The sequence below is a fragment of the Tsuneonella sp. HG249 genome (genome assembly GCF_053819205.1).
The window spans coordinates 856,109-881,822 of the sequence record NZ_JBSOQY010000001.1 but is presented as its reverse complement, the minus strand read 5'-3'; the positions used below and the strand labels follow the sequence as shown (position 1 = coordinate 881,822).

Here is a 25,714-nt window from a genome sequence, read left to right as displayed (position 1 = left end):
CTTTCCCTAGGCTGAACGATACGGGATTATCGTCTCGCGGCCCCCAGCACCATCCCAACTTTGTCGGAAATCTGCTGCACGCTGAAGGGCTTGGGAATGAAATGCATGTCCGAGATGTCGATGTCGTTGCGAAGCTGTTCTTCGGCGTAGCCCGACATGAACAGGATCGGCAGAGCCGGTTTCAAGCGCCGGATGGCGCGGGCCATCGCCGGGCCATCCATCCCCGGCATCACCACGTCCGACACCACGACGTCGAATTCCCCGCCGTTGGCGACCGCAGCCAGCCCCTCCTCGCCGTCGGCGCATGCCGTCACCTCGTAGCCCGAGCGAACCAGCGCCCGTTCCGCAACCGCGCGGACCATGTCCTCATCCTCGACGAGCAGGACGCGGCCGCCCCCGGACCACTCGGTGGCGGGCTTACTCTCGGCCACCGGGGCGGTGGGAGCCTCCCCCTGATGCACCGGCAGATAAACGCTGAAGCGGGCGCCTGCGCGTGTCTTCGCGGTGGCGGGCGTATTGTCGGCGAAGATGAACCCGCCCGACTGCTTGACGATCCCGTAGACGGTCGAGAGGCCAAGGCCGGTACCGCCCAGCGCACCGCTCGGCGCGCCGCGGCTTTGCTGTTTCGTGGTGAAGAACGGTTCGAAGATCTTGGACAGATGCTCGGGCGGGATGCCGCCGCCCGTGTCCTGCATGACGAGGACGGTATAATCGCCTTCCGGCACGATCTCGCTGCCCATCTTGCGCACGTCGCGCGCGGTCACCCGGCGGGTAGCGAGCGACAGCTTGCCGCTGCCGTCGCCTTTGGCCTGAATGGCGTCGCGCGCGTTCACCGCGAGATTGACGATGACCTGCTCGAGCTGCTGCGGATCGGCGCGCACCGGGCCGAGCTCGCGATCGTGGTGGACCTTGAGTTCGATCTTTTCGCCGAGCAGCCGCTTCAGGAGCTGGCTCACCTCACTCACTACGTCGGGCAACTGGAGCACCTGTGGGCGCAGCGTCTGCTGGCGGCTGAAGGCGAGCAATTGCCGCGTGAGCGCCGCCGCGCGATTGGAATTGGCACGGATCTGGTTGATGTCGTCGTAGTCGCTGTCGCCCGGCGTATGGCGCAGCATCATCAGATCGCAGGTGCCGATGATGGCGGTCAGCACGTTGTTGAAATCGTGCGCCACCCCGCCCGCGAGCTGGCCGACCGCCTGCATCTTGGTGGCCTGGGCCACCTGCCGCTTCAGGCGGGTCTCCTCGGTCGAATCCACCAGGCTGAGAAGTACGGCTGCCTCCCCCAAACCTCTGACCCCGGCGATCCCGAGCGAAACGGGCTCTTCCGGCTGGCCCCGCAGCCGCACCGCCATGTCGGTCGCGCTGGCCGGACCCTTGCCGAAGCGGCGCACCGCGTCGACGATCGCCGCCTTGTCCTCGCGCACAACGAGGTCGGAGGGAAATTGCGGAAGTGGTTCTGTTTCCAGCCCCGCTGCGCGGCGGAACGGAATGTTCGCGAAAAGAAACCGTCCGTCGCGGTCGGTCATTGCCAGTCCAAGCGGCAACGCGCCGAGCAATGCCTCGAGCTGTGGAGTGGCCGCCGCGTTGGCGCTTTCGACGCCGCCGCCGAGGCCGACGCCGGCATCGACGAGTAGCATCAGGCTCGGGCCCGCGTCGGCATCCGGCGCGCGGCTCGCCTGGGCCTCGCCGAGCGGGACGTGGATGAGCGTCTGCGGGCTGCCCCGGCGCCCTTCGCGGGAGAAAAATATCCGGTCGCGCTCGTCTGCACGCAAAAGGCTGGAGAAGTCCTGTCCCGCCAAGGTCGCCGCCGCATCGCCTGCCGCTCGGCTGGCGAAGCCGGGCGCGGCGGCTCGGACCAGCCCGTCGGAGCCGACGAGTGCCGCTTCGATCCCTGCGCGGGAGAGTAGATGACCGAGCGGGCCCGCGAGCGCGCGCGCCAGATCGGCCACGAAGTCTTCTTCGGCCTGCCCTTCGAATCTCCAGACGAGATAGTCCTCGCCCCGGCCCGCCCGTTCAGCCCTGGCAGACCACCGCCGCGATCCGTCGGCTGCCTCGATGCCCTCGGCCCGGCCGGCGCCGTCGCGCCAGGCCTCGCGAGCCATGCGGGTGAGGGCCTCGAGTGCCGGCCGGTCGAGGGGCAAGTTCGGTGGCGCCGTGCCGGGCCCGAACCACTCCGAATACGCGCGGTTGGCACAGACGAGGCGGTTGGCCCGGTCGACGATCGCAACCGCCTCGCCCGGCCGCTCGATCGCGGTTACTGTGACCGACCAGTCGGGCGGCGCCAAGTCATCGCTAGCACTTGCAGGCCGCATGCGCGCAAAGACCGAGACGGCGGCGACTATCGCCACGACGCCGCCAAGGAAGGCCGCGGCGGCGACTCCATCGCCACTGAGCAGCCAGATGACCGCGGCGCTTGCGGCTACTGCGGCGCCAAGGACACCGTACAAAGGCGCGGGGCGCTGAACGGGCCCGTTCATGCCTCGTCCGACAGCGCTTGCGCCCGCCGCGCCTTGCGCTCGCCCAGCCGCCGCTGGCGCTTGCCGGCGACCACGAAGCGCCAGGTAAAACCGGTCACCAGATAGCTCACGGCGGCGGCCACCACCGCGACTACCACCAGCCCGAACGCGGTCACCAGCGTAGCGCCGGTCAACCACTGGAGCATCTCGCCAACCTCGCTGTGTTCCATCGCTTTGTTGACCGGCGCCACCACCGTCATGGCGTCGACTCGCAGCATCCACGCGCCGACGTTGTACGAAAGCACCCAGATCAGCGGTGTTGTTACCGGATTGGTGATGAAGGTCGTCAGCGCGGCAACGGGGACGTTGGCCCGTACCGACAAGCACAGCAGCGAAGCGATCAGGATTTGCGCGAACGGCACGATGATCCCCACCACCATGCCCAGCGCGACCCCGCGCGGCACCGAGCGGCGGGTGAAGCGCCACAGTTCCGAACGAAGGATCCTGTTGGCGAACGGCCGCGTCCAGCGGCTGCCTTCCATCTGCTCGCGAGTCGGCAGATTGCGGTGAATCCAGGAGGAAGCTTTGGCGAACATCGTTTCGGTGCTGGTCTTAGGGAATCGGCAGGGGCGCGGCTAGCCGCGGTCGCGCATCAGGCGAGCCTTGTCACGCTTCCAGTCGCGATCCTTGATGGTGGCGCGCTTGTCCTGCGCCTGCTTGCCCTTGGCGAGCGCCAGTTCGACCTTCGCTCGCCCCCGGCTGTTGAAATAGATCGACAGCGGCACCAGCGTCATGCCCTTGCGTTCGACCGCGCCGGTCATCTTGTCGATCTCACGTTCGTTGAGCAGAAGTTTGCGCGGCCTCTTCGGCTCGTGGTTGTGGCGGTTGCCATGGCTGAATTCGGGCACATTGGCGTTGACCAGCCACACTTCGCCGCCGCGCACCTCGGCGTAGCTTTCCGCGATCGTCGCTTCGCCAGCGCGTAAGCTTTTCACTTCCGTGCCCGTGAGCATCAGGCCGGCTTCGAACTTGTCTTCGATGAAATAGTCGAACCGCGCGCGCCGGTTCTCGGCGACGGTCTTCTGCTTGTCGAACGTCTCGGGTTTCGGGCGGGCCATGGGCGGCGGCATGTAGGCGCTTGATGCGCATTGCGAAAGACCGGACGGGAACCCGGCGCGGACATGCTCTTTACGTCCTCGAGAGGAGACGAGACATGCCACGAGGCGACAAGGGCGCTTACACCGACAAGCAGAAGCGCAAGGCCGAACACATCGAAGAAGGCTACGAGGACCGCGGCGTTCCGAAGAAGGAAGCCGAGCGCCGTGCCTGGGCGACCGTCAACAAGGATAGCGGCGGCGGCAACAAGTCGGGCTCCGGCCGCGGCAAGACGGACACCAACGCCAGCGCCAAGCGCGGCGGGCGCAAGGCCGCCACAAGCCGCAGCGCCGCGGATCGCTCCGCCGCGGCCAAGAAGGGGTGGGAAACCCGCCGCAAGCAGGGCAAGGGCTGAGCGAAGCTTATCGGGCGAGCAGATCGCCTGGCAGGGTCGGCTCGGAAAGCAGGGCTTCCATCCGCTTCCAGCGCGCGTCCTGGTCCGGCCCGGCCGCTTCGACGTATGCCCGCACCATGTCCTGCCCGAGGCCGTAGTTGATCACGTAGCTGCGATAGGCGCGGATGAACTTGACCGATTGAGCGGCACGCTCGGGCGACTGAAGCTGGTACTGCTGAAGCAGCGATTGCGCCCGTGCATCATCAATTTCGCCCGATAACAGCTTCGCAGCGACCGTGTAACGTACAGCGGACAGCTCACTAAGCGCTTCATTGACAGCCAAATAGCGCGGCAGATCGGCGGTCGGCAGCCCGGCAAGGGGGGCAAGGACCTCACTGGCGAACGCCAGTTGCTCGCCCTCCGGGAAAGCGAGATCGATGCCGTAATTGGCCGATCCCTCGGCGATCAGCGACTGCGGCGAATAGAGCGGATAGACCGTGAACTCCCTCCAGCCGCGCCGGTTGACCAGTTCGCGCTCCAATAGTGTGTTGTACACATGGTGGCCCGGGTATCCTTCGTGGCACCCCAGGTCGATCGCCCGCTCCAGTCGCACCGGCAGGTCGGTATTGATCTCGATCTTCGAGCGATAATTGCCCTGGTAGTAGTTGTACCCGCTCCACGGCTTGTCGGTAACCAAGGCAAGCTCGAACGATTCCTCGGCTGGAAGCCCAATGTACGCGGCCGAGCGGCGGCGGCATTCGGCTATGCCGGCATCCATCACAGCTTTGAGGCGATCGGCAGGTATATCGAACTTGCGCTGAAGTGCGTCGATGCGTTGCCATAAGGCGCCCTCGCCGGGCACGAGCTTCTCGATCCGAGCGATCACCGGCTCGAAACTGGCAAGGGCGGGGAGCGACGGCCGGACACCGAACAATCCTTCGGCCTCGTCCGCGAATGGCAGCGTCTCGCCTTGCAGCATCCGCAGCCGCGTGTGCGCGGCCACCAGCTGCGCAGTGAGGAAGCGGGCTCGCCGTTCGTCCATGGTGGTCGTCGCACGGCCGTCCTCGGCAAAAAAGCGAGCAGTCCGCGCCTCTAGTGCGGTAGCGCGTTGCGACAAGTTGGCCAGCGTGGCCGCGCCGGCCTCCTGCTTGGCGCGCTGCATGATCGCCTCGTCGCCATAGAAGGCGTCGATGTAGCCCGCCTCCTTCTCGCCGATGGTCAGCTGCAACAGAACGTAGTCGTCAGCGATCGCATCGAGGCTGTCCGCTGACGAGTTCGTGGTTGCGCACGCGCCGCTCAACATGGCCAAGACTCCCGCGACGAGCGCCCGCAGCATCAAAGCAGCCCCGCGTGTTCAAGCGCGGCATCGACGGCCTTCTTGGCAGGTTCGCTGCACTCGACCAGCGGCAGCCTGACTGCGGGGCTGATCTCGCGAAAAATGCGGCTCAGTGCATATTTGACCGGCGCCGGACTGGCATCCTCGAACATGGCGTAGTGCAATGGGTAGAGCCGATCGTTGAGTTCGCGCGCGCGGGCCAGGTCGTTGGCGGCGATCGCGGCGTGGAACTCGGCGCAGAGGCCCGGGGCGACGTTCGCGGTCACCGAGATGCATCCGACCCCGCCGGCGGCCGAATGGGGAAGCCACAGCTCGTCGTCTCCCGACAGCTGGCAGAACTCCTTCCCGATCCCCATCCGGTGGTCGGTTACGCGGCTTAGGTCGCCGCTGGCGTCCTTGATGCCGACAATGCGCTGGGGATACTTCTTTGCCAGTGCACACACCGTATCTGGCTCGATATCGGTGACGGTCCTGCCGGGCACGTTGTAGAGCACGATCGGAAGCGTGCTGTGCTCGGCAAGATAGCCAAAATGGGCCATCAGTCCGGGCTGGCGGGGCCGGTTGTAGTAGGGGGCAACGCAGAGCGCGGCCGTTGCCCCGGCCTTCTTGGAAAAATTCATGTGAAGGAGCGCGTTCATCGTATCGTTGCTTCCGCAACCGGCGATGACCGGAACCCTTCCGGCGGCCTGCTCGATGCACACTTCGATCACCCGGTGGTGCTCGGCGTTGGAGAGGGTTGAAGCCTCGCCGGTGGTCCCACAGGGCACCAGCGCATTCGAGCCCTGCTGGATCTGCCAGTCGACCAACATGCGAAAGGACGCTTCGTCGAACGATCCGTCGCGAAAAGGAGTCACCAGAGCGGGAATCGAGCCGGAGAACATTGCCGTGTTTCTTTCGTTGGGTTCATAAGCGCCACGGGGGTCGCAGTCGCGTGCCCCGGGATAATGTATTCATCGCGTGATAAGGAGCCGGTGGCCAGAATGTCCAGCATGCTTGGTAATCGTCTGTCGCCGCTTCGTTTCCTGCTTCTCTCCGCCGCCGCAATCGGTTCGGCACCACTTGCCGCGCAAGTCGTGCCGCAAGACGGGCGGGCGCAGATGGTCGCCATGCAGCCCGGCCAGGTATCGGCTGCCGTTTCGCGCTGGCAGCAACTGACCGCGAGCGACCGGATGTCATTTTCCGACTACGCCGGGTTCGCACTTGCCTATCCCACTTTCCCGCGCATGGAATTGATCCGCGGCTATGCCGAAAAGGCGCTCGAGCGGGACCTGGCGACCACACCGCAGCAAGTGGCGGCGTTCTTCGATCGCTTCCCGCCGCAATCCAACCCGGCTCGCGCCCGGCAGGCGCTTGCCTTGGGGACTCTCGGACGTCCGGAAGCACTCGAAGTAGCCCGTGCCGCATGGCGTGGCGGTGAGATGAGCAGCACGGCGGAGGCCTACCTGCAAGGGCTCTACGCTTCGACGTTCACCGCGGCCGACCACGAAGAGCGCATGCGCGCGCTTCTCTGGCAAGGCGACGCGGAGGCAGCGGCAAGATTGCTGAATGCCGGAGTGCTAAGCAACCGCGAGCGCTACATGGCACAGCTCGCCGTGCTGCAGGGCAACCAGCCCACGCTGATCGGTCTCTCGGTTCCTGCCGATCTCTATTCGGATCCCGGGTTCGTGTACAATCTCGCGCGGCTTTACCGGCGCAACGGGGAAGGTTCGCGTGGTCAGCAGCTCCTCGCCACCCGCGCGGCGTTCGCCCGCCCGCCACACGATGCGCAGGACCTGGTGACCGAGATGCTCGTCCAGGCGCGCGCGGCCAGCGCCGGCAACGCCGTCGCGATCGCCAGCAAGCTCGACGACTTGTTCGCGCCCGGCACCGATATCTCCGGCCTCGGCTTCAAGCTGCGAGACGACTATACGTCGCTGATGTGGCTGGGAGGCACCAAGGCGCTCTGGTCCATGGGCGACGCGGCACGGGCCGCGCCGCTGTTCTGGCGATATGGCAATGCCGCGCGCACGCCGCAGACCCGTTCCAAAGGCTTTTACTGGGCTGGGAACGCCGCCGCGCGCGCGGGCAATGCCGTCGAGGCAAACCGCTACTTCGAGATGGCGGCGAAGTACCCCGAGTACTTCTACGGTCAGCTCGCCCTGGAGCGGCTCGGCCGACCTCTACCACCGCTCAAGCAGGCCGCGCTGCCGACGCCGACACCGCAGCAGGCCGCGGCGTTTGCCACGAGCCCCCTCGCCCAGGCGATCCGCGCCACTGCCCGCAACGGCACTGACTGGCGCACACGGCGCTACTTCTTCGTCGCGCTGGCGGAACAGGCTAGGGACGCGGTTGAGCTAAGCCTAGCAGCCAACCTCGCGAACGAGCTGGGCCTGCCAGAACTGGCGGTGGTGATCGGTCGTGTCGCACCCGAAAAGGATCTGAACGGGTTCACAACGGTGGGCTTTCCGGTCGTGCAGACGCCCGCGGGAGCCGACTACACAATGGTCCATGCTATTGCCCGCCAGGAGAGCGAGTTCGATCGCAACCGGGTGAGTCACGCCGGCGCGCGTGGGGTCATGCAGCTGATGCCCGGTACCGCCCAGGAACAGGCCGGCAAGATGGGCATGGCCTACATGAGCTATAATCTGACCGCCGACCCGCAGTACAACATCCAGCTCGGCGACGGCTATTTCGCGCGCATGATGGATTACTATGGCGGCAGCTACCCACTCGCGGTCGCGGCCTACAACGCCGGCGCCGGCAACGTGAACAAGTGGCTGCGCGCGAACGGCGATCCGCGGACCGGCGCGGTCGACTGGCTGCGCTGGATCGAGGAGATTCCGATCTTCGAGACCCGGAACTATGTCGCCCGCGTCATCGAGAACGCGGTCGTTTACGAGGCGCTACACCCCGAGCGCATTCGTTATGGCGCGGCCCCGAAGGGCGTCAGCCAGTTCATCGGAAAGCGCACCCCGGGTTGAGATTGCCCGCGTGTGCACGCTAGTGCTCCGGGCGTGACTCCTTCCAATCCTATCTCGTCGGCGGGGCTAGCCGCTCTAAAGGCTCGCTACGACCTGCTGCTTGGCACCGAGCGTCCGGCGATCGTCGAGATCGTAAGCTGGGCGGCGGGCAACGGTGACCGTAGCGAAAACGGCGACTACCTCTACGGCCGCAAACGAATGCGTGAGATCGACCGCGAGCTCGCCCATCTCGCGCGGCGGATGAAGGCCGCCCGGGTGGTCGACTCCGCCTCCCAACCGGACAAGTCGCGCGCATTCTTCGGGGCGACCGTTACCCTGATCGACGAGGACGAACAGGAGCGATCCGTCACGCTTGTGGGCGACGACGAACAGGACGCGAGCGCGGGCCGGATCGGCTGGTCTTCGCCCCTCGCCCGCGCGTTACGCGGCGCCGCCGTGGGCGATCTGCGCACGGTCCGTCTACCGGGCGGCGAGAAGGAATGGGAAGTAGTCGGCATCACGTATGCTTAGGTTGCTCGCACTCGGTCTGATCGCTGTGGCCGCTCCTCTCGCAGCGCGAGACAGCCTGGGCGTGTTCGAGAACTGGGGTGCCTTTCGCGACCCCGGGGCGGGCCGGTGTTACGCCATCGCGATGCCCGAGCCGAGCCGGGCTGCGCGCGACTATCGCGCTTTCGCCAGCGTCGGCACTTGGCCCAAGCGCGGTGTGCGCGGCCAGGTTCACTTTCGCCTGTCACGCAAGCTCCCCGCTGAGCCGGCCATCACGCTATCCATCGGTGGCCAGCGTTTCATGCTGACGGGTGGCGGCGGAGACGCGTGGACGCGCGACAGAACCATGGACGCGTCCGTAATAGCCGCGATGCGCTCGGCTGGGTCGATGTCGATCTCGGCCCGCGATCTGCGCGGACGGCGCTTCAGCGACCGCTACGACCTCCGCGGCGCGGCGACGGCGATGGACGCCGCCACCTTGGGCTGCGCGCGGGTGCGCCGCTGATAAAAGAAAGGGCGGAGCCGAAGCCCCGCCCTTCCCTTGTCGCAGTTCAACTCGCTTAGAAGCGAACGCCCGCGGTCGCGACCACCTGGTGACGATCGCTGTCAAGGTTGAAGCGGCTGCTGTCGGGGGTGTCACCCGCGAAGTCCACCTCACCTTCACCGTAGTTCGAGTAGCGGTATTCCGCGCCGATGTAGGCGTTGCGGCCGACCGCGAACTCGGCGCCGGCGCCCACGCGCCAACCGTCGAGGTCGAGCTTCTGGTCAAGCGTGGTGGTGCCGTCGCTACCCGTGACCGAGAAGCGCTGGTTGGTGTAGCCGCCCTTGGCATAGACCATCGTCGAGGGGCTGGTGACCAGACCGACGCGTCCACCGACATAGATCTCCTGGTCGGCCTTCACGTTGCCGAGGTTGAAGACGGTGGGACGATCGTTATCGAAGTCGCGTCCTGCGCTGCTGCCCGAGAACGAAGCTTCAGCGCCCAGGCGAAGGGTTTCGCCAACCGGGGCGTCGTAGCCGACCACGGCACCGAAGGTGACGCCGTCGATCGACTGCTTGAGATCCCGGGTGTCGTCGACATCCTCGGTGCTGCCCGAGCGGATGTGGTCGTAGCCGACCTCACCACCAACGCGGACCCCGCTGAACGGGATTTCGTCGGCCGTCTGGGCCATCGCCGGCGTGGCTAGCGCGGCCAACGATGCGACGGCGAGCATGGCGATCTTGGTATTCATCATTGGTACTCCGTTCCATTGTCCATCGGGTCGCTGCCCGGTCTGGACCCCCTCAACGGGGCGTGGAGCGGTCGGTTTCATGAACCTCACACAACAACAATGCGTTGCGTTTGCGCAACATAGTTGTGCGGCGAACGCCTTTGCGCCGGAGGCGGCCCGCCCTATATCAGCGAAATGGCCGACACCGCCCTGATGCCGATCCCCGGCGCGATCGATCCCGTGCCTGTGGCGCGAGACGTGACGCCGCGTCCTGACGGCAAGATCGACCTCCTGGGGCTGTCAAAGAAGCGCTTGATCGAGCTGTTCGGCGAGGCCGGGCTTGATGAAAAGCAGGCCAAACTGCGTGGAAAGCAGGTGTTTCACTGGCTTTACCATCGCGGAGTCACCGATTTCGAGGCGATGACCGACATCGCCAAGACGATGCGCCCCTGGCTCGCTGAGCGGTTCGTCGTTGGCCGCCCGGAGATCGTCGAGGCGCAGCATTCGACCGACGGCACGCGCAAGTGGCTGCTGCGCACCGCCGACGGCCACGACTTCGAGATGGTGTTCATTCCTGACGCAGACCGCGGCACCCTGTGCGTTTCCAGCCAGGTCGGCTGCACGCTGAACTGCACGTTTTGCCACACCGGGACGATGAAGCTCGTGCGCAACCTGACGCCGGGCGAGATCGTCGGCCAGGTCATGCTCGCGCGAGATGCGCTCGGCGAGTGGCCCAAGGGCTCTATGGCCGGGCTGGAGGACGCTGAGGATGCGGGTCACTATTCGTCGGACGGCCGCCTGCTGACCAACATCGTGATGATGGGTATGGGCGAGCCGCTCTACAATTTCGACAACGTCCGCGACGCGCTGAAGCTGGTGATGGACGGCGCGGGCCTCGCGCTCTCAAAGCGCCGGATCACGCTCTCGACAAGCGGCGTGGTGCCGATGATGGATCGCTGCGGGGAAGAGATCGGGGTTAACCTCGCGGTGTCGCTACATGCGGTGACCAAGGAAGTGCGCGACGAGATCGTCCCACTCAACAAGAAGTACGGCATCGACGAGTTGCTTACCGCCTGCGCCGCCTATCCCGGCGCCTCGAACGCACGGCGGATCACGTTCGAATATGTGATGCTCAAGGACAAGAACGACAGCGACGACGACGCGCGCGAACTCGTTCGCCTGATCAGGCAGTACAAGCTCCCCGCCAAGGTCAACCTGATCCCGTTCAACCCATGGCCCGGCGCTCCTTACGAGACCTCGACGCCCGAGCGGGTCCGGCGCTTTTCCGAGATCGTCTTCGAAGCGGGCATCAGCGCTCCAGTGCGGACCCCCCGCGGGCGCGACATCGACGCCGCCTGCGGCCAGCTCAAGACCGCCGCTGAAAGGAAGAGCCGCGCGCAGCTCGATCGCGAGGCCGCGGCGGCCGCGTGAACGACCCGGCGACGCTCGTCTGGTACCAGAAGCAAGCGCCGCGCTATGTTTCCAAGATTTGCGGATCGGCAAACGCTCACCTCGATCCCTTTCTGAACCGGCTACCGCCAGGTGCGCGGATCCTCGAACTGGGTTGCGGAGCAGGGCAGGACGCAGCGCACATGATGAAACGCGGCTTCGCGGTCGACGCGACGGACGCCACGGATGCAATGGTGGCACTAGCTTGCGGACGCGGCGTGCCTGCGCGCCAAATGCGGTTCGACCAGCTGAATGCCGAGCAGGCCTACGATGCGATCTGGGCGCACGCCTGCCTCATCCATGTCGCGCGCACCGACTTCGCCGCCGTCTTGGCCCGTATTTACCGCGCACTGGCCCCGGGCGGCTGGCACTTTGCCAATTTCAAGCTCGGCGGCGGCGAGGGCCGCGACCCACTCGGGCGGCTGCATAACTTTCCCGATGAGACATGGCTCCGCGAGGCTTACATGGCAGCCGGGTTCGAGATCGCCGAAACTCAGACCTACCGAGGGAGCGGCGCAGATGGCGTCGTTCGCGACTGGCACACGTTGACGCTGCGCAAAGTTTCCTGACCGGCAGTGATCTTGTTCGTTCAGCGCAGGTTGAGGCGTCCGGCGGCAGTTCGGGATTCCAGATTCCATGAGGGAAAAGGAAACCGAACAATGAAGAAGACCCTCCTCGCCATTGCCGCTGCCGGCCTCGCACTTCCCGTCGCCACGCCGGCGCTTGCTGACCCGCCGCACTGGGCTCCCGCGCACGGCAAGCGCGCCAAGCAGTATCGCCAGCAGCAACGTTACTACACCTCCGACAACGGCCTCCGTTATTGGCAGGGCGATGACGGCCGCTACTACTGCCGCCGCTCGAACGGCACGACCGGCCTGATAGTCGGCGGCGCAGCCGGCGCTCTCGCGGGCCGCGCGATCGACACCCGCGGCGAGCGGATGACCGGGACCATTCTCGGTGCCGCCGCCGGCGCGCTGCTTGGCCGCGAAGTGCAGAAGTCGATGAGCTGCCGTTAAAAGGCTACTTGACCCCAGCAAGGGCGCGCCGTCCTCGGATGGCGCCCCCTTTTCTTTGTCCCAGATAGAGCGATTTATCGCTCGGGTTGCCCGTTCCGTCGCGGATTTCGCATGGCGAAAATGTGTTCATCTGAGGTTGTGGACCCGAAGAGCACCCCAAGCGTCGTCAGATTACAACTCAAGAGGGAAAGGAAGACCCCGTGAACAAGCTACTCATGGCCGTTGCTGCTACCAGCATGGCGATCCCCGCCGTCCCCGCGATGGCGCACAACACCGGCTATCGCCACAGCCACCAGGTTTCGGATGGCGTAGGCTACTGGCAGGGCCAGGACGGGCGTTATTATTGCAAGCGCTCGAACGGCACGGTCGGCCTGCTGGTCGGCGGCGCTGCCGGCGCGCTGATCGGCCGCGCGATCGATACCCGCGGTAGCCGTGCCACTGGCACCATCGTCGGCGCCGCCGCCGGTGCGCTGCTTGGCCGCGAGGTCCAGAAGAGCCGCGCCCGGGCGCGCTGCCGCTAAAACATCGGTCCCCGGGTCGCACCGGGATAATCGAAGGCGCGCCGTCCAGTCCGGACGGCGCGCCTTTTCTTTTCCATTGCCGCGCTACCCGTGCTTTGATGCACAGGCATGGAAGCCACTCCGCTACCCGCTGTCCTGGTAACCGGCGGCGCCAAACGCATCGGCGCCGTCATCGCGCGGGCATTCGCGGACGCGGGCTGGCGCGTCATCGTCCATTACGGCCATTCGGCTGACGAGGCCGAGGCTCTGGCGGCGAGCCTGCCGAGCGCCAACGCAGTCCATTGCGACCTGATGGACAGTAATGCCGTCTCGGAGTTTGGCGCCATGCTCGTAGCGCGGCTCCCCAACTGGCGCTGCCTGGTGAATTGCGCATCGGTGTTCGAGGCCGACAGCGCCACCGACATCGACATCGACGTGTTTCGCCGCGCGCTGCGGGTCAACGCCGCCGGCCCGGCGCGGCTGGCGCAGATATTTCTCACCCGCGCGCAATCAGATGGCGGCAAGCGAGTAATCAGTCTCACCGACCAGAAGCTCGCCAACCCGAACCCCGATTTCTTCAGCTACACGATGAGCAAGCACGCCCTCGCCGCGTCGATCCCGATGCTCGCGATGGGGGCGGCGGGTCCGAAGGACCGCGTCTATGGGCTCGCACCCGGAGCGATCCTCGCAAGCCACGACCAGACCGACGAGGAAGCCGAGGCAAGCCATCGCCTCAACTTGCTGAATCGCCGCACCCGTCCGGAGGAACTGGCGGATGCCTGCCTGTGGCTGGCGGAAGGCTGGTTGGCGAGTGGGCAGACGCTGTTCGTCGACAGCGGCCAGCACCTGCTCTCGCAGCCGCGCGACGTGATCTATCTGGCGCGAGGCGAAGCTTGAAGCGTCACGCGCTCTCGACCCGATTGTGGCACTGGATCAACGTCCTCGCGGTCGTGATCCTGTTCATGAGCGGCCTCAACATCTCCAACGCTCACCCGCGGCTCTATTGGGGAGAGGCCGGTTCTGCGGTGGGGGACGCTTGGCTCGTGATTCCGAAATTCCCCGGCTGGGCGACAATTCCGGGGCGCTACAGCCTATCCGAGGCGCGTGACTGGCACAGCGCCGCCGCGCTGCTGTTCGCGTTCGCGCTGCTGTTCGCGTGGATCGCGATGCTGCTCAACGGCCACTTCCGCCGCGACATGCTGACGACGCGCAAGGAGTGGCGGTGGTCCGCCATCCGCGCCGACGTCGCCGCGCACCTGCGGCTCGACTTCGATCATGCAGGCGCCAAATTCAATTTCCTGCAGAAGCTGTCCTACGGCCTCGTGCTCGGTTTGCTGCTGCCGGGCCTGGTGCTGACCGGGCTCGGCATCAGCCCCGGCATCGCGCCCTCCTTCGCCCCTTTTGTGGACCTCTTGGGCGGCCGCCAATCGGTTCGTTCGCTGCATTTCATATTCGCATGGGCTCTGTTTGCGTTCTTCGTCCTTCACGTTGCGCTCGTGTTGCTGGCCAACCCGGCCAGGCAAATGCGGGACATGATCACCGGCGGGCGCGATGCGGCGTAGAGGGCTTATCGCGGGTCTCGGCGCCCTCATGGTGGCCGGTTGCTCGAAGGTGGCGGACAGCAGCGCGGGGCGCGCGGTGTTCGGCGCTGCCGAGCGATTTCACCGCAAGAGCCAGCGGGCGCTGACCGGCAACGGCCTCGCACCTGAATTCGACCGCTCGCTGATCTCGCCCGTATTCCGCGGCAACGGGTCGAAGACGGTCGGCACGCCGGCTTACGCCGCATCGCTGGCGAGCGGCTTTGGTGAATGGCGTCTTGCCGTGTCCGGCCTGGTGGTTCACCCCCTATCGCTCAGTCTCGACAACGTCCGCCGCCTCCCTCAGCGCACCCAGATCACGCGGCACGACTGCGTCGAAGGGTGGAGCGCGATCGGCGAGTGGACGGGACCTCAGCTCTCAATCATTTTGAAGGCCGCGCAGCTATTACCCGAGGCGCGCTTCATCGTTTTCCGCTGCGCCGACACACTCGGCGGCTCCGCTTACTACGAGAGTATCGACCTCGACGACGCCTTCCACCCGCAGACGATCATAGCTCACCTGCTCAACGGGGAGCCCTTGCCCGAGAAGAACGGTGCCCCGCTGCGCCTGCGGGTCGAGCGCCAGCTCGGGTACAAGCATGCCAAGTACTTGACCGGCATCGAAGCGGTCGCCAGCCTTGAAGGGATCGGCAAGGGCCGCGGTGGCTACTGGGAAGACCGCGGCTACCAGTGGTATGCCGGCATCTGAGGGAGACGGACAGGAATGTGGCTGCTCGACAAGTTTCTTTCACGGGCGATCAAGCGCGGCAAGCTGATCGTCACCGACTATGATGGGAAGACATACGAGTACGGCCCCGGACCCGCCGCCGACGAGCGCGGACCGATCCACATCCGGCTGACAACCAAGAAGGCCGCCAACCACATCGCCCGCTACCCGCAGATTGGCGCGGGCGAGGCGTACATGTGGGGCTGGCTCGTCGTGGAGGACCCGCACGACATCCGGGACATGGTGCTGTTCGTCACCATGAACACCAAGAAGCTGGGCGACCAGTCACTCTCGGCCAAGGGACCGCTGCGCAAGACGGCACAGAAGCTGCTCGCCAAGATCGACAGCTTCAACCCGCCCGGCAAGGCGGCGCGCAACGCCAAGCACACCTACAACCTCACCCGCCGGCTCTACGAGCTGTTCCTCGACGAGGACCGGCAATACACCATGGCCTATTACCGCGACCCCGACGCCGGCACCTCGCTCGAGCAGGCGCAGCTCGACAAGAAGGCGCACATCGCCGCCAAAATGAACTTGAAGCCCGGCATGAAAGTGCTCGACATCGGCTGCGGCTGGGGCGGGCTCGCGATGTACCTCCACAAGCATTACGACGTGGAAGTCCTGGGGGTAGCGCTGGCGGACGATCAGATCGCCTTCTGCAAGGAACGCGCTGAGGCCGCTGGCGTGGCCGACAAGGTCAAGTTCGCGCTGATGGACTATCGCGACGTGGAAGGGCAGTTCGACCGGATCAGCTCCGTTGGCCTGCTCGAACACGTCGGCACCCCGCACTATCCCATTTTCTTTGAGCATACCGCACGGCTCCTGAAGCCTGGCGGCGTGATGTTCAGCCACTGCTGCGGCCGCGCCAACACCCCCGGCTCGACCGACGCGTGGACCCGCAAGTACATCTTCCCCGGCGGCTATATCCCGGCGCTGAGCGAGCTCGTCGTACACGCGGAAAAGGCCGGCTGGCAGGTGATGGACGTCGAGGCGATGCGCTTCCACTACAGCCACACGCTGGAGGAGTGGTACAACCGCACCGTCATGCACCGGCAAGAGATCGTCGATCTCTACGACGAGCGGTTCTACCGCATGTGGCAGTTCTACCTCGCCGGGGCCGAGCAGAGCTTCCGCCACGGCAAGATGGTCAACTGGCAGATCGTTTACGTGAAGGACCGCGCGGCGATCCCCATGACGCGCGACTTCATGTACGAAGAAAGCGCACGGTTGCGAGAGAGCGATACCGCGCCGGCCTGGCACCTCGATCCCGAACTGCGCGAGGCGGCGGAGTAAGGTGGACATTGTCCGCACCCCTGACGAATGCTTCACGGGGCTGCCGGACTTTCCGTTCGAGCCCCATTATCGCAACCTGACCGACGGATTGCGGCTTCATTTCCTCGATGAGGGCCCACGCGATGCCCCACCCGTGCTGATGATGCATGGCGAGCCGAGCTGGTGTTACCTCTACCGCAAGATGATCCCGCCGGTGGCCGCCGCTGGGTTCCGGGTGGTGGCGCCCGATCTCATCGGTTTCGGTCGTTCTGACAAGCCGACGGACCGGCGGGTGTTCACTTACGCGCGTCACGTTGAGTGGATGGCCGAATGGATGACGGCGCTCGATCTGCGCAATGTCATCCTCGCCTGTCAGGACTGGGGTTCGCTGATCGGGCTCCGACTGGTGGCGCTCATGCCTGAACGGTTTGCCGGCGTGGTCCTCTCGAACGGCGGACTTCCGGAGGGTCAGAGGGCGCCGGCGGTATTCGCGGCATGGCGAGCCTTCTCCCGGTGGAGCCCCGTGTTCCCCATCGGTGGGATCATTCAGCGTGGGACGAGGCGGACGCTCTCACCCGCCGAGGTGGCGGCTTACGATGCGCCGTCTCCGGACCGCAGAAGCAAGGCAGCCGCGCGAGTATTTCCGGGGCTGGTGCCGTTCGAGAACAACGGTGCAGTACCCGATCAGCGTGCCGCGTGGAAAGTCCTCGAGACCTTCGACAAGCCTTTCACCCTGGCGTTCTCCGACGGCGACCCCATCACGCGTGGGGGCGACGCGCTTTTCCAGACGCGCGTTCCCGGAGCCGCGAAGGGCATCCACCGGACTCTCAAAGGCGGTCACTTCATCCAGGAGGACGATCCGTTGGGTTTCGTAGACGCGATACTAGACACCGCACGGCAGGCGGGCCTGGCCGATCAGTCGGTATAGCGCTGGTTCATCGAGTCCCAGCTTAGCCGCACCAGCTTCTCGAGAACCTCCACGTCCACGTCGGCGAGCTTGTTGATGTAGAGGCACGACTTGGACATCTTGTGCTTGCCGAGGCGGGCGAACAGCGCCTCGGCCTCGGCCTGCTGCTTGCCGTAGTGGCCCATCAGATAGACCGTCAGCGCCGTCTTGCGCGGTGAGAAGCCGCCGCGCATCGCCTCGCCCTCGTGCCCGCTGGCGTAGCGGTAGTGGTAGCTTCCATAACCGATCATCGACGGCCCCCACATCTTGGGCCCCAGCCCGGTGACCCGGCGGTGCATTGCATCCAGCACCGCGGCCTCCTCGCGCCGGCGAGCATCGGGCAGCGCGGCGATGTAGTCCTCGGGCGCAACCTCGGTCGCCTTGGTCTTGGCCTCGTAGTTCGCCATAGCCATCCTTTCTTGCCGCTCGCCCCGGCTTGGCATAGGGGCCCCGCGCGCCAGCCTACAGGAAACGCCCATGTCCGACATCAACAAGGTCGTTCTCGCCTATTCGGGCGGGCTCGACACCAGCGTGATCCTCAAGTGGCTGCAGGTGACCTACAACTGCGAGGTCGTCACCTTCACGGCTGACCTCGGCCAGGGCGAGGAGCTCGAGCCCGCGCGCGCCAAGGCCAAGCTGATGGGCATTCCGGACGCACACATCTACATCGACGACCTGCGCGAAGAGTTCGTCCGCGACTTCGTGTTCCCGATGATGCGCGCCAATGCCCGCTACGAAGGCGACTATCTGCTCGGCACCAGCATCGCACGCCCGCTGATCTCCAAACGGCTGATCGAGATCGCCCGCGAGACCGGGGCAGACGCAATCGCCCACGGCGCGACCGGCAAAGGCAACGATCAGGTTCGTTTCGAGCTATCGGCCTACGCGCTCGCCCCCGACATCAAGGTCATCGCCCCGTGGCGCGAGTGGGATCTCACCAGCCGCACCGCGCTCATCGCCTGGGCCGAGGCACACCAGATCCCGGTGCCCAAGGACAAGCGCGGCGAGAGCCCGTTCTCGACCGACGCCAACCTGCTCCACACCTCAAGCGAAGGAAAAGTCCTCGAGGATCCGTGGGAGGAAGTGCCCGACTACGTGTATTCGCGCACCGACAACCCGGAAGATGCGCCGGACGCACCCGATTACATCACCATCGACTTCGAAAAGGGCGATGGGATCGCGCTCAATGGATCGGCGATGAGCCCGGCCACCCTGCTCACCGCGCTCAACGAGCTCGGCAAGAAGCACGGCATCGGCCGGCTCGATCTCGTCGAGAACCGCTTCGTCGGCATGAAGAGCCGCGGGATGTACGAGACCCCCGGCGGCGAGATCTACGCTCGCGCACATCGGGGCATCGAACAGATCACGCTCGACCGCGGCGCGGCGCACCTCAAGGACGAGCTCATGCCCAAGTACGCCGAGCTCATCTACAACGGCTTCTGGTTCGCGCCCGAACGCGAGATGCTGCAGGCGGCGATCGATCACAGCCAGGAGAAAGTCAGCGGCACCGTGCGGCTCAAACTCTACAAGGGCCAGGCGATGGTGGTCGGCCGCAAGTCGCCCAATTCGCTGTACTCCGAGCGGCACGTGACGTTCGAAGATGATGCCGGCGCCTACGACCAGTTCGATGCGCAGGGCTTCATCAAGCTCAATGCGTTGCGTTTGCGGCTGCTGGCGCAGCGCGATCGCGGATAAACGCGACGAGACGTTGAGTTATCCACTCACGTCCACAGGCAAAACTGAGAAAAGTGGAAAAGCCCGCCGTTGCGCGCTTGTGCGACTCGGTCGGTGGGGGCACCTTGCAGTCATCGAGAGGGCGCGGAAAGCCACTGGACAGACAGACTTAACGGTTTGAAAGTTCGAAGTTTTCCTCAATCGATCGGGATGGCGGTAACTGTCCGCGCGGTTTTCGAGATCGCTCATGTTGAGGACTTCGGTCCAAGACAAGATCGGTCGTTCGAGAGAAACGCGAAGCAACGTCGTCATCGGCCGGTTCTCCCGGTCACTTGCCAAAGAGGCGATCGCGAAGGTTTCGGCTTTAGTGGACGTCACACCAGGCAAGGGGCCAAAACGGAAGATCGGTCTCGGAACCGCCGACGTCGCGGGAACGATAGCAGGAGCTTCGGCTCGGCAGTCGGACCCAAACCGACGACGGAACCGGATGCCGGTGCGAGCGCCGGTGACAGAGCCAGCGGAGACCGATCCTCGGATCGGAAACCAACGGCAACGACACTGGGCGCCAAGTGCCTTCCTCGGAAGGACCACGCGCTGGTGAGAGTGGGGTCGACCTTCGGGTCGGCCCCATTTGCATTTCTGCCCCGAAAGGGCGGGAGAATGGCGCTGTTCATTGAGCCTTCCCAGTCGGCGAATCGGGGTCCCGGTTCATGCCGAGGGGTGGCAGTGTAGGAAAGCGCCTCGGCCCTGCCCGCACCCAAACATGGTTAATGTTCCCGGCCTCCACGATGAATAGTGGCAAGACCAAGGCGAGGTGAGCCCGAAGGGGTCCCGCAGCCGGTCCTGGGAGCGTAAACCGCCCCGCATGGCACGGACGACGACCATCGCGCGCTTTCGGGCGCTGCGCACCCTGGCTCTTTCGGCAGCGCTGATGCTGCCGGCATCGGCCGGAGCACCGGCTCTCGCAGAGACCGGCGACACCTTCTCAACCAGCTTCGCGAGCGTCGGTTCCCCCGTCGCGAGCCCGATTCCGACCGCCGGCGCGGTCGATATCACGGCCATCGACCCGGCCGACGAACCCGCGCCGGGCCTCGACGACACGGCGGCGCGGGCGATCGGCGGCGGCGTGGCGAGCTACTACGCCGACAAGTTCAACGGCCGCCGCACCGCCAGCGGCGAATCGTTCAGCAACGCGGCGATGACCGCGGCACACCGCTCGCTCCCGTTCGGCAGCAAGGTCCGCGTGACCAATCCCGCCAACGGCCGCAGCGTGGTGGTCCGCATCAACGACCGCGGGCCGTTCCACGGCGGCCGGGTGATCGACCTTTCGCGCAACGCCGCCAACCAGCTCGGCCTCGTCCAGCGCGGCAGCGGCCGGGTCGAGCTCGAGATCCTGAACTAGGGGCCTAGCCCTTCCGGAGCGCGCCCGGCTTGTGGGCGGCGCGCTTGCCCTCCGCCGTTTCAACCAGGTACTCGGGGTTGTCCTTCGAGGCGGCGACGTGGTGGCCCTTGATCTCGGTCGACGAGGTGAGCTTCTTCACCACCTTGCCGTGCGCGGTGCCGCCGTGGCTCGACCAGGCGACCTTGTCGCCAGGCTTGAGGGTCTGGGTCATGATGCGATCCTTTCGCCCCTGACAGCGCGCCGCGCGAAGGCGGGTTCCGGAACGCCTTGGCCGCTCGTGCGCTGAATCGGGTGAACAGCGAAAGGAACTGCCCATGCCCGGCGACTTCTGGGGCGTCGTCCTGATCCTCGGCCCGCTCGTGCTCCTCCTGGTGATCGTGTGGGGCTTCATGCGCAACCGCGCCGCGGGCCGCGCCAATGTCGAGCGGGCGGAAGCCGGCGCGGTGGAAGTGCGCGAGGAGATCGAGAGCGGGACGCCCCCGCCGCACAGCTAGCCCCCGTGCGCTAGCCCTCGCGGGCGAAAGTTCATTCCCCCGGATCGTCCAGCGGCCCCGGCGGGACGACCAGCCACCAGCGATCGACGCATTCCTGGTACGCCGCGAGCTGCTCGTCGGCGATCTCCTCGGCGGAGAAGCGGCCGGCCAGCTCGCGCGGCGTCCGCGCCCCGGCGGGGCGCTCGTGCTCCATCAGGTTGCGCAGGCATTCGTCGGGCGGGAGCATCTCGCCGGTGACGAGGCACTTCTCCAGCGCCTCCTCGTCTTTCCCCGGGCGGGGCGGCGGATGGCGGCTCGCTGTTGGACTTGGCACAGTTGGCACACTGTTCAGGCGAAGTTTCCGCGGGCGCCTTTTCCGGCGCGCCGGCCCCTTCGGCGAACCGGCCGAGCGCGCCTTCGAAATCCTCCGCGAAAGCGGCCGCGCGCGCGTCTTCGGTCAGCCGGTCGAGGCGGCCGAGGTGGGCGAGCAGCAGGCGGTCGGAATAGCGGCGGCGGGTGGCGACGACCTCGCCGTGGTAGAGCACCTCCTCCTCCAGCCCCTCGATCGCGCGGGTGGCGAGCGTGTCTTCGGCCAGCACCCGCGCGGCGATCAGCGCCCCGGCCCACGCGGTGCGAAAGGCCGGGTCCGCCCGCCGCGCGCGATAGACGGTGCTGGCGCCGATCGGCACGCGGCGCGCCGCCTGGCGCACGCTGCCGCATTCGGCGAGCGCTTCGAGGAACTGCACCTGCTGCGCGCGGGTGAACTCGGTCCACTGGCCGGGCTGGGGGGCAGCCGCGAGCGCTTCGATCACGGCGGGGAGGTTGGGGGTATGCATCGATCCGCGTCCTTTGCTGGGGAACAGGCGAATCGATGCATCTATGCGATGCGCGGGGCTGTAGGAAAATGGTTTGTCGCGTGGGGAGCCGGCTAGTCGGGGAGCGTGTCCTCGTCGCTAGTCCAGTGATGCGGCGCGGGCGGCGGCTCGCCCTCGCTCCACGCCCGCAATTCCAGGAGCCACTGTTCGAGCTCGCGGTACCCGGTCGCGCTCATCTCGAGAAACACCGCCTCGACGGCTTCGGCGGCACCAGCTGCATAAGCAACGCGCTCAGCGGCAGTATCGTAGGTCACGCGGCGAGCTTGGCGCGCATTTGGCCGACCCGGCAATCACATGGATTTATCGGCGCATACCCAAGAAATGTCAGGCTATTGACGCGTGAGACGGCCGCAGGCGAGGTATTCGCTAACGGGCCACGCGATCGCCAGGTCGAGTGCGATCGCCAGGATGACCAAGAGAGTGGACGACACGCGACAGGCTCCCAAAGGCGGCGCCGCCGCGATAGCCTATCGCGCTTCTCGCCGCCGCATGCGTGCCGATCCCGAGGCACCCTGCCGTGCTACGCCTCGCTGCCCCCGCCTTCCTTAACCTCGTTAAGGCGCGCCGAAAAAAGATCAGTCCTCCCGCCGCGACCGCACCGCCACCGAGCGGCGGACGAGCCATTCGCCGAGCAGGTAGCTGGCGGCGAGCGCCACCAGGACAAGCAGGATGATGGAAGGCCAGGAATTCATCGCGTTGCTCCGTTGCGACCGGACGGCGGGAGCATAGCGCGAGGCTTCTCACAGTCGCCGGAAAGCCAACTCGGTCCGGCGATGGGGAGGCCTTAGCACAGGTCGGGGGGATCACCTAATATGGCGGGTTTGCGGCGGGCAGTCATCCGCCCCCGCGTCAGCGCCGGGCGACGAGCCCCACACCCGCAGGCGTGCGCAGCATCAGCGCGCCGGTCGGGTCGATCTCGTAGTGGGTCACGTCCTCCAGCACCTCGACCACCCTCGCCTCCTGCCGCATCTCGGCGGGCGGACAGGCCATGCGGGTGAGCGCGGTCTGGCCGATCGTCAGCCGCGCGCCGTCGCGCGTGTAGCTACCCGTCAGCCGGTTGCAGCTGGCATTGCCCGACAGGCGCCCGTCGGGCCCGAAGGCCAGCGCGGCGCGCGAATTGGCGACTACGCCCGCCCCGCCCACCTGCACCACCCGCCACTCTCCGCCCGTAAGCGGGGAGGCGGCGGGCGCGGTGACGCAAGCCGCCAGCGCGAGCGTGGCGGTGATGGTGTGGAGGGCGGATTTCATGGGGTCTGTCCGTGGTGGGGGGTGTCGAACGGTGAATCTTCGCCCGCTGAGATGACGAGATCGAAGGCCACCTCGGCACTCTCGACGAGCCGAGCCGTTTCACCCCGACCTACGAAAGCTGGACCGTGCGACGGGAGGACTGGCTGCCGGCGTTCGCGGGGATGCGGGGATGCGGGGGCTCGTGGGGAAATCGGGAAAATAGAGGGCGGCGGATGATTGGGAGAGACGGTGCGAGATCAGGCTTCGCCGCTCAAAGGCGTCGGCCGAAACTGCGGCAACGTCTGCTTTCCGCGGGAACTGAAGAGCCACCACACCTGACTAAACGGAGTTACTTGCAGAAAGCCTTTAATCCCTGCGGACCCAGTCTACCATTGATGTCCGCCTTTACTGTATTCGGAAGGTCATGCCATTTATCGGCCAACCAAGCTGCTGCGAAATCGGACAGATACTCGGAGACTTCGCGTTGCAACTGCACACAGGCTTCGATCGCCGCCACGTCTTGAACCATTGAGGGCAAGTCCTCAAAATTTGGCATCGCTTGAAGATCAGAACCGTGCACGAACTTCGAAAGTGTGCGATAAGGCTCAGCTTCGGAACGGTGTGCGCACCCATCAAGCATTGCCAAACGGGACTTGAACTTAGGAAAATACGATGAAACGTAATTAATATTCTGTTTCCTAAGCGGAAAGTCAACGGTGCCGTTGGTTACACTTTCCCATTCTACAGAATGATCATTGAAATATATCCAAGCGATAAATAGCTCATATTGGAGCCTTAGGGCAACTATGGCAGGACGAACCAATCCAAGCGACAAACAACCGGCCGCCTCGATCAGAGCCGCCCGACAAGATGCTAGCAACTCGTCGCAATGGTGATTGGAAATCTCGGTAATAAAGTAATCGAGCCAGTTGAGAACAAGCTGACTTGCATCTTCGAATTTGACGACGCTACCCTCGCCTTCAGACTTGCTCATACGTTCTACTGCAGCGAGCAGATCGTCTGATTGCTTTTTCGGTGTCATCGAAGGTCGCGCGTGGTCCACCCACCGGCCGGGTTGTGCACGAGGTCATTCCGCACACTTTTGACAGCCGCCAACATGCTTTCTGGGCTACTCTCATCCACCATAGCTTCCAGGAGCGCGCGCATCCCCCCTTTAGGAATGTCACTCGAACCCGCCGAAGCGCCGCGCCGGAAGACTAAGAGGTCGCGTAGCTCTGACTCAGAGTAGGGACCTACAGAACGCAAGAGCTTAAGGGCCTGATTGATCGCTCGATCGCGATCCACGAAGGTTTTCGGCTTCGTAACCGTCTTCACCTTCGCAGATGTCGCCCGTTTGAGCGCGCGGAAGCGCTTGACGATCTTGTCTGGATCAGAAGCCGAAACCTCACTCAACAGGTCGCGGACTTTCCTGTCGGACCAGCCTGCCCCAAGAAGAAAAAACAGAAAGCTGTCGAACTTTTCGGCCATCAGATTCCCCAGCGAGGCACCAATTCGTCGACGATCATGTTCAGTCGACTCGCTACGGCATACTTGTGGGGCCTGCGCTGATCCATAAAAAACCCAAACTGATCTGGTCGGGCTGCGAGTAAGAGGGAGTAAGGGAAAATATTCTGCAACAGCAAGCCTGCCAGCTCAGGATCACCGTTAATCTGAGCCTTGGTCACGTCCGTCACCCCGTTAACGGGCGATGCGTTGAGCAAGATCGAGATCGGCGGCTTCGGATGAATTGTTGGAACTTCTTCAATATATCGTTTTAGAAGTTTAATTCCCAGCAGAGAGTAGACCTCAGCTTTGACGGGAACCAAGACAAAATCACACGCGTGGAGCGCACATTGCGTTATAAACGAACTACTTGGATTGCAATCAATTACAATCAGATCGTAGTCATCCTTAGCCTGAGCGATAAACCGCAGAAATCTATCTTGTACCTTATCTAATGTCCTTTTATCTGGGATTAAACTATACTTAACTAGATCGAAATCTCCGTATACTAAATCTACGTATACTTGCTCGTTCCACGTTTTTAGCCTAGGCGCCAAATCCCAAGCCTTTGGTGGAGCCGCAGTTGTGACCTTAACATCGAGAAGATTTGCTTTAGGAGGCGGCTCCATGGCCGTAAAGACTGTTTTGTTGTCCGCTTTGGCCGTCTCGTAGACGCCTGGCCTCACTAACGTCTGAGTCAAGTTGAACTGAGGGTCCAGATCTACAAGCAGTACCGATATTTCATGATGCCAAAAAAACTGATGCATCAGATGAGCGGACACGGTGGTCTTTCCAACGCCACCCTTCATGTTCAACACGGAAACAACTCTGCCCGGCATTCTAACCCCCTGCTGCCGAATTTTGAGACTAGATGATAGGAATAGCCGGCAATGTCGATGAAAAGTTGGAGACGACAGAGGGATCGTCTCACCTTGGCGACTTGCACCCGTCACCAGTCGCTCGCGCCACGAATCGGGGCAGAAGGTAGAGGACCTTCGGCGAATATTGATCAGTTCCAGCGTAGGCTTAATCACGAGCTACGCTAGTTCACAAAGCGCTGGAGCGCTTTCCACAGCTTTCTGACTTTGGGATGTGCTGGCTTATGGTCGCCTCTAGAGCGAGGCCCGCATAGCTG

30 protein-coding genes are annotated in these 25,714 nt (G+C 64.7%); 16 read left to right on the top strand and 14 right to left on the bottom strand.

Going from position 1 to position 25,714, the window contains the following annotated elements; genetic code table 11:
• Positions 1-26 precede the first annotated feature (26 nt).
• From ACWPM1_RS04345 to smpB, 3 genes are read right to left on the bottom strand one after another with little or no spacing between them, the layout of a single operon-like run.
• The gene (locus ACWPM1_RS04345; protein ID WP_455693611.1) at positions 27-2,477 is read right to left on the bottom strand and encodes a response regulator; all 2,451 of its coding nucleotides are present in this window, start codon (positions 2,475-2,477) and stop codon (positions 27-29) included.
• The gene (locus tag ACWPM1_RS04340) at positions 2,474-3,052 is read right to left on the bottom strand and encodes a DUF2062 domain-containing protein (RefSeq protein ID WP_455693610.1); all 579 of its coding nucleotides are present in this window, start codon (positions 3,050-3,052) and stop codon (positions 2,474-2,476) included. Before ACWPM1_RS04340 ends, ACWPM1_RS04345 begins: the two co-directional genes overlap by 4 nt.
• A gap of 39 nt (positions 3,053-3,091) precedes the next feature.
• Positions 3,092-3,574 carry an SsrA-binding protein SmpB gene (gene smpB / locus ACWPM1_RS04335; protein ID WP_455693609.1) on the bottom strand — a complete coding sequence of 161 codons (483 nt, stop codon included), beginning with the start codon at positions 3,572-3,574 and terminating at the stop codon, positions 3,092-3,094.
• A 95-nt stretch (positions 3,575-3,669) separates the two neighbouring features.
• Here smpB and ACWPM1_RS04330 point away from each other — a divergent pair, with 95 nt between their 5' ends.
• Positions 3,670-3,966: a plasmid stabilization protein gene (locus tag ACWPM1_RS04330; RefSeq protein ID WP_455693608.1), complete on the top strand. Its 297-nt coding sequence runs from the start codon at positions 3,670-3,672 to the stop codon at positions 3,964-3,966.
• A 7-nt stretch (positions 3,967-3,973) separates the two neighbouring features.
• Here ACWPM1_RS04330 and ACWPM1_RS04325 read toward each other — a convergent pair whose 3' ends face one another.
• Both ACWPM1_RS04325 and dapA read right to left on the bottom strand, forming a co-directional pair.
• Complete coding sequence (locus tag ACWPM1_RS04325) at positions 3,974-5,281, bottom strand: hypothetical protein (RefSeq protein WP_455693607.1); 1,308 nt, start codon at positions 5,279-5,281, stop codon at positions 3,974-3,976.
• Positions 5,281-6,162, bottom strand: coding sequence for a 4-hydroxy-tetrahydrodipicolinate synthase (dapA, locus tag ACWPM1_RS04320; RefSeq protein WP_455693606.1), 882 nt, complete (start codon positions 6,160-6,162; stop codon positions 5,281-5,283). Before dapA ends, ACWPM1_RS04325 begins: the two co-directional genes overlap by 1 nt.
• Before the next feature lie 99 nt (positions 6,163-6,261).
• Between dapA and ACWPM1_RS04315 the strand changes: the two genes are divergently transcribed.
• The 3 genes from ACWPM1_RS04315 to ACWPM1_RS04305 are packed head-to-tail and all read left to right on the top strand — an operon-like array spanning position 6,262 to position 9,232.
• Complete coding sequence (locus ACWPM1_RS04315) at positions 6,262-8,241, top strand: lytic transglycosylase domain-containing protein (RefSeq protein WP_455693605.1); 1,980 nt, start codon at positions 6,262-6,264, stop codon at positions 8,239-8,241.
• Between the two features lie 33 nt (positions 8,242-8,274).
• On the top strand, positions 8,275-8,751 hold the full coding sequence (locus ACWPM1_RS04310) for a GreA/GreB family elongation factor (protein WP_455693604.1): 477 nt from the start codon (positions 8,275-8,277) through the stop codon (positions 8,749-8,751).
• Positions 8,744-9,232 (top strand): hypothetical protein, encoded by a 489-nt coding sequence (locus ACWPM1_RS04305; RefSeq protein WP_455693603.1) that lies wholly within the window; start codon positions 8,744-8,746, stop codon positions 9,230-9,232. The genes ACWPM1_RS04310 and ACWPM1_RS04305 overlap by 8 nt, the downstream gene beginning before the upstream one ends.
• A 55-nt stretch (positions 9,233-9,287) precedes the next feature.
• Here ACWPM1_RS04305 and ACWPM1_RS04300 read toward each other — a convergent pair whose 3' ends face one another.
• The gene (locus ACWPM1_RS04300) at positions 9,288-9,959 is read right to left on the bottom strand and encodes an outer membrane protein (RefSeq protein WP_455693602.1); all 672 of its coding nucleotides are present in this window, start codon (positions 9,957-9,959) and stop codon (positions 9,288-9,290) included.
• Between the two features lie 174 nt (positions 9,960-10,133).
• Here ACWPM1_RS04300 and rlmN point away from each other — a divergent pair, with 174 nt between their 5' ends.
• The 9 genes from rlmN to ACWPM1_RS04255 all read left to right on the top strand — a co-directional run bounded on the left by rlmN (position 10,134) and on the right by ACWPM1_RS04255 (position 17,407).
• Positions 10,134-11,369, top strand: coding sequence for a 23S rRNA (adenine(2503)-C(2))-methyltransferase RlmN (rlmN, locus tag ACWPM1_RS04295; protein ID WP_455693601.1), 1,236 nt, complete (start codon positions 10,134-10,136; stop codon positions 11,367-11,369).
• The gene (locus ACWPM1_RS04290) at positions 11,366-11,956 is read left to right on the top strand and encodes a class I SAM-dependent methyltransferase (RefSeq protein WP_455693600.1); all 591 of its coding nucleotides are present in this window, start codon (positions 11,366-11,368) and stop codon (positions 11,954-11,956) included. The genes rlmN and ACWPM1_RS04290 overlap by 4 nt, the downstream gene beginning before the upstream one ends.
• Before the next feature lie 90 nt (positions 11,957-12,046).
• The gene (locus ACWPM1_RS04285; RefSeq protein WP_455693599.1) at positions 12,047-12,403 is read left to right on the top strand and encodes a glycine zipper 2TM domain-containing protein; all 357 of its coding nucleotides are present in this window, start codon (positions 12,047-12,049) and stop codon (positions 12,401-12,403) included.
• Between the two features lie 215 nt (positions 12,404-12,618).
• Positions 12,619-12,924: a glycine zipper 2TM domain-containing protein gene (locus tag ACWPM1_RS04280; RefSeq protein ID WP_455695121.1), complete on the top strand. Its 306-nt coding sequence runs from the start codon at positions 12,619-12,621 to the stop codon at positions 12,922-12,924.
• Positions 12,925-13,032: 108 nt separating this feature from the next.
• Positions 13,033-13,800 (top strand): SDR family oxidoreductase, encoded by a 768-nt coding sequence (locus tag ACWPM1_RS04275; protein ID WP_455693598.1) that lies wholly within the window; start codon positions 13,033-13,035, stop codon positions 13,798-13,800.
• Positions 13,797-14,465: a cytochrome b/b6 domain-containing protein gene (locus ACWPM1_RS04270; RefSeq protein WP_455693597.1), complete on the top strand. Its 669-nt coding sequence runs from the start codon at positions 13,797-13,799 to the stop codon at positions 14,463-14,465. Before ACWPM1_RS04275 ends, ACWPM1_RS04270 begins: the two co-directional genes overlap by 4 nt.
• Positions 14,455-15,189, top strand: coding sequence for a molybdopterin-dependent oxidoreductase (locus ACWPM1_RS04265; protein WP_455693596.1), 735 nt, complete (start codon positions 14,455-14,457; stop codon positions 15,187-15,189). The genes ACWPM1_RS04270 and ACWPM1_RS04265 overlap by 11 nt, the downstream gene beginning before the upstream one ends.
• Positions 15,190-15,204: 15 nt before the next feature.
• On the top strand, positions 15,205-16,500 hold the full coding sequence (locus ACWPM1_RS04260; protein WP_455693595.1) for a class I SAM-dependent methyltransferase: 1,296 nt from the start codon (positions 15,205-15,207) through the stop codon (positions 16,498-16,500).
• A gap of 1 nt (position 16,501) precedes the next feature.
• On the top strand, positions 16,502-17,407 hold the full coding sequence (locus ACWPM1_RS04255; RefSeq protein WP_455693594.1) for a haloalkane dehalogenase: 906 nt from the start codon (positions 16,502-16,504) through the stop codon (positions 17,405-17,407).
• Here ACWPM1_RS04255 and ACWPM1_RS04250 read toward each other — a convergent pair.
• Entirely contained in the window at positions 17,395-17,832 is a 438-nt protein-coding gene (locus tag ACWPM1_RS04250) for a DUF1801 domain-containing protein (RefSeq protein ID WP_455693593.1), read from the bottom strand. The two genes, ACWPM1_RS04255 and ACWPM1_RS04250, sit on opposite strands and share 13 nt — an antisense overlap.
• A 70-nt stretch (positions 17,833-17,902) precedes the next feature.
• Here ACWPM1_RS04250 and ACWPM1_RS04245 point away from each other — a divergent pair, with 70 nt between their 5' ends.
• Entirely contained in the window at positions 17,903-19,120 is a 1,218-nt protein-coding gene (locus ACWPM1_RS04245; protein ID WP_455693592.1) for an argininosuccinate synthase, read from the top strand.
• Positions 19,121-19,964: 844 nt separating this feature from the next.
• A complete protein-coding gene (locus ACWPM1_RS04240) occupies positions 19,965-20,501 on the top strand; it encodes a septal ring lytic transglycosylase RlpA family protein (protein WP_455693591.1) in 537 nt (178 codons plus the stop codon).
• Between the two features lie 4 nt (positions 20,502-20,505).
• Here ACWPM1_RS04240 and ACWPM1_RS04235 read toward each other — a convergent pair whose 3' ends face one another.
• On the bottom strand, positions 20,506-20,712 hold the full coding sequence (locus ACWPM1_RS04235) for a DUF2945 domain-containing protein (protein ID WP_455693590.1): 207 nt from the start codon (positions 20,710-20,712) through the stop codon (positions 20,506-20,508).
• A 103-nt stretch (positions 20,713-20,815) separates the two neighbouring features.
• Here ACWPM1_RS04235 and ACWPM1_RS04230 point away from each other — a divergent pair, with 103 nt between their 5' ends.
• On the top strand, positions 20,816-20,995 hold the full coding sequence (locus ACWPM1_RS04230) for a hypothetical protein (protein WP_455693589.1): 180 nt from the start codon (positions 20,816-20,818) through the stop codon (positions 20,993-20,995).
• On the opposite strand, the gene ACWPM1_RS04225 is transcribed toward ACWPM1_RS04230, so the two are convergent.
• The 6 genes from ACWPM1_RS04225 to ACWPM1_RS04200 all read right to left on the bottom strand — a co-directional run bounded on the left by ACWPM1_RS04225 (position 20,992) and on the right by ACWPM1_RS04200 (position 25,418).
• On the bottom strand, positions 20,992-21,810 hold the full coding sequence (locus ACWPM1_RS04225; protein ID WP_455693588.1) for a hypothetical protein: 819 nt from the start codon (positions 21,808-21,810) through the stop codon (positions 20,992-20,994). The two genes, ACWPM1_RS04230 and ACWPM1_RS04225, sit on opposite strands and share 4 nt — an antisense overlap.
• 92 nt (positions 21,811-21,902) lie before the next feature.
• Positions 21,903-22,103 carry a hypothetical protein gene (locus tag ACWPM1_RS04220; protein WP_455693587.1) on the bottom strand — a complete coding sequence of 67 codons (201 nt, stop codon included), beginning with the start codon at positions 22,101-22,103 and terminating at the stop codon, positions 21,903-21,905.
• Between the two features lie 595 nt (positions 22,104-22,698).
• Entirely contained in the window at positions 22,699-23,097 is a 399-nt protein-coding gene (locus tag ACWPM1_RS04215) for an META domain-containing protein (protein WP_455693586.1), read from the bottom strand.
• A gap of 328 nt (positions 23,098-23,425) precedes the next feature.
• The gene (locus ACWPM1_RS04210; protein ID WP_455693585.1) at positions 23,426-24,118 is read right to left on the bottom strand and encodes a hypothetical protein; all 693 of its coding nucleotides are present in this window, start codon (positions 24,116-24,118) and stop codon (positions 23,426-23,428) included.
• Positions 24,115-24,564, bottom strand: a complete 450-nt coding sequence (locus tag ACWPM1_RS04205) for a hypothetical protein (RefSeq protein ID WP_455693584.1) — start codon at positions 24,562-24,564, stop codon at positions 24,115-24,117. The genes ACWPM1_RS04210 and ACWPM1_RS04205 overlap by 4 nt, the downstream gene beginning before the upstream one ends.
• Positions 24,564-25,418: a ParA family protein gene (locus tag ACWPM1_RS04200; RefSeq protein WP_455693583.1), complete on the bottom strand. Its 855-nt coding sequence runs from the start codon at positions 25,416-25,418 to the stop codon at positions 24,564-24,566. The genes ACWPM1_RS04205 and ACWPM1_RS04200 overlap by 1 nt, the downstream gene beginning before the upstream one ends.
• Positions 25,419-25,714 lie beyond the last annotated feature (296 nt).